We start from the raw sequence: 2,950 nt of genomic DNA on the forward strand, positions 1-2,950 counted from the left end.
ATATTATTTATAAGCCTAAATATATTATATGCTCAATAAGTTACAAAAACAAATTTAGGGGGTGATACAAAACGAGAAGAATATTTATTCCATAAAGGGGGTGGTTAGAGGATAGTATTATATTGTTTTAGAATTTTATTTGTTCCTAAAGTAAAAAAATATATTAGTTTATAAAAAATAAATGGAGGTAATATAAAGTGAAAAAAAGAAGATTAACCTGCTCACTAATAGTATTGTCAATAGGATTATTGTTATTTACCATTTTAGGATTAACTGCGTTAGCTCAGGGGAGTGCCAAAGAACCCATTATTCTTGATTTTTGGTGGGAAAGGACCGCTTTTGTAGACCAAGCAAAAATAAATGTTTTTGATGCTTTTAATGAAACACATCCAAATATTAAAGTAAATATGAATATTTTGGGAGGTGGAGACGAATATTTACGAACTGTACAAGCTGGTCTTACTTCAGGAAAAGAAGGACCAGATATGTTTCGAATATTTGGACCTTCTGCTATGATACCTTTTGCTGATGCTGGACTCTTACTTAACTTAAACAAATATCAAGATAATTATGGTTGGAATGAAAAAATTCCCTCTTGGGCTTTAGAAATTCACAGGTATAAGGATAATTTATATGGGTTACCATTAAACCCTGAAAGTTTATTTCTTTATTATAATGAGGATAAATTTGAGGAATATGGTTGGTCTACCCCCAAAACATACAGTGAGTTAGTATCCTTATGTGAAGAAATTGAAGCAAAAGGTTATATTCCTTTTTCTTTTGGTACGAGAGGTTTTACTCCAGCAAATGAATGGTGGCTTTCAGTAATTTTGAATCAATGGGCTGGTAGTGAGAATGTATATAAAGTTCTAACAGGATCGCTTTCCCTAACTGATGAATCTTTTAAAAAAGCTCTTGAAAACTTCAAGTTTATCTGGGATAAAGGATGGATTATGAATAAAAAAATGTATGAGGTTAGTGAGGATGATTCTTTTGCACGTTTTGCAGATAAAACTGCCTTAATGATTATGAGTGGCAGCTGGGGAGTTAAATATATGGATTCATATGTGAAGGATTTCAAATGGGGAATTGTACCTTTCCCAAGTGGGGATGGTGTAATACCGGTATCTCCTTTAGCTATTGGTTTTACCGTTGGTGTAAATGTTGCTACTGAACATCCCGATGCTGTAGCTGAATTTCTAAATTGGATTGTAGAAGATCCTAAACGTAGTGCCTTAATTGCAGCAAATACATCAACCGATGTATGGCCAATTACTACTTCAGATCCCTCTGCTTATTTTACTGATGATATGGACAAAAGAGTTTCTTGGATGATTAATTATATATACACACTTCAAAAAGAAGGAAGAATAGGATATGCAACATGGGCGTTTTGGCCAACTAAAACTCAGGTTTATATGTATGAAAACCTTTCTAATGTTTTATTTGGATCATTATCTATAGAAAGTTACCTATCTAAAGCCCAAATACTACTTGAGACTGCAAGAGAAGAAGGTGAAATTCCAACTATACCTCAAAGATAGATATCTAATTAATTATTTTGCCTATGCAACGCATTTGCGTTGCATAGGCAAAACTTTTAAATTAAATTGCTTTTATGTGTTTATCGTTTTGTATGAAAAAAATCAAATAATAAGTGAAATTATAGCAGGAAACAAATATGGAAAAAACAAAAGTATGGCTTTTCATTCTACCTGCATTTTTATTGCATGGTGTGGTTATTTTATTTCCCTCTGTTAGTACATTGTTTATGTCGTTTTATAAGTGGACCGGAATGGGAAAGGCGAAATATATAGGATTAGAAAATTTTAGGAGATTATTTACCGAAGATGAAGTTTTTTGGATAGCTTTATTAAATAATATAAAATGGACTATATTTTTTCTTACTGTACCTATGATATTAGGCATTATAGTAGCTTTTTTAGTCACGAATATAAGGGGAGAAAAAGCAAAAAGCATATATAGGGTTATATTTTTTCTCCCTGTAGTTATTGCTCCTGTTGTGGTAGGAAGAATATGGGGTTGGATATATGACCCATTTTATGGTGTATTTAAGTTGTTATTTACAAAGTTAGGTTTTACCTCATTAGCGGGGTCTTGGTCCTGGTTAGGAAATCCTAAAATTGCTCTTTTTTCTGTAGCCCTTGTAGATAATTGGCATTGGTGGGGCTTTGTAATGGTTGTCTTTTTAGGGGCATGTTTAGGAATTGATCCAGTTTATTATGAAGTTGCAAAAATAGATGGTGCCAATAAATGGAAACAAATGTGGCTAATAACAGTTCCAATGATTGCTCCAACTTTAGCTTTTATTTCATTAATGACTGTTATATGGTCATTTTTAGCTTTTGAGTACGTTTGGATTATGACTCAAGGAGGTCCTGGACATTCAACAGAGCTCTTAGCAACATGGATTTATAAAAAAGCATTTCTAACCTGGGAATCCGGATATGCATGTTCTATTGCCGTGGTCCTATTTCTTCTATCTTCAATTTTTATCATGTTCTTTATATATATGAGAAGAAAGGAGCTAAATGTCTAAATCTATAAAAAGTAATCATTTAATTAACGAAAAGAATTATTTACTGCACATTCCTTTATTGTTTTTAGCAATTTATAGTGTAAGCCCTTTACTAATCTTGTTTTTGAATTCTTTTAAATCAAATACAGAAGTAATGGGTTATCCTTTAAATTTTCCTGTGATTTTTCGATTTCAAAATTATATCGACGTCTGGGGAACAGGAAATTATTGGCAAGCCTATAAAAATAGTGTTACGGTTGGGTTGATTACGACAATAACAATATGTATTATATCCGGTTTTACAGCATACTCGTTATCCTTTTTTAAATCTTCTAAAATGGGTCTAATAGCAATTTATTTTCTTTCTGCTACAGCTATTCCTGCTCAAATTTATATTGTGCCGTTATACGC

Annotated in this window: 3 protein-coding genes; all 3 read left to right on the forward strand. The window is 32.2% G+C overall.

Annotation, left to right across the window (positions count from 1 at the left end; all coding sequences use genetic code 11):
* The first annotated feature begins 197 nt into the window (after positions 1-197).
* Positions 198-1,544 carry an extracellular solute-binding protein gene (locus tag ENO17_07580; protein HER24890.1) on the forward strand — a complete coding sequence of 449 codons (1,347 nt, stop codon included), beginning with the start codon at positions 198-200 and terminating at the stop codon, positions 1,542-1,544.
* A 137-nt stretch (positions 1,545-1,681) separates the two neighbouring features.
* Positions 1,682-2,560 carry a sugar ABC transporter permease gene (locus tag ENO17_07585; GenBank protein HER24891.1) on the forward strand — a complete coding sequence of 293 codons (879 nt, stop codon included), beginning with the start codon at positions 1,682-1,684 and terminating at the stop codon, positions 2,558-2,560.
* Positions 2,553-2,950: carbohydrate ABC transporter permease (locus ENO17_07590; GenBank protein HER24892.1), on the forward strand; the 398-nt coding region annotated here is incomplete at its 3' end. The genes ENO17_07585 and ENO17_07590, both read left to right, overlap by 8 nt.

Source organism: Candidatus Atribacteria bacterium, from assembly GCA_011056645.1.
Lineage (GTDB): Bacteria > Atribacterota > Phoenicimicrobiia > Phoenicimicrobiales > Phoenicimicrobiaceae > Sediminicultor > Sediminicultor quartus.

Excerpts from the sequence above, each read along its gene's own strand:
- ENO17_07585 (HER24891.1), top strand. The coding sequence starts at position 1,682 with ATGGAAAAAACAAAAGTATGGCTTTTCATTCTACCTGCATTTTTATTG.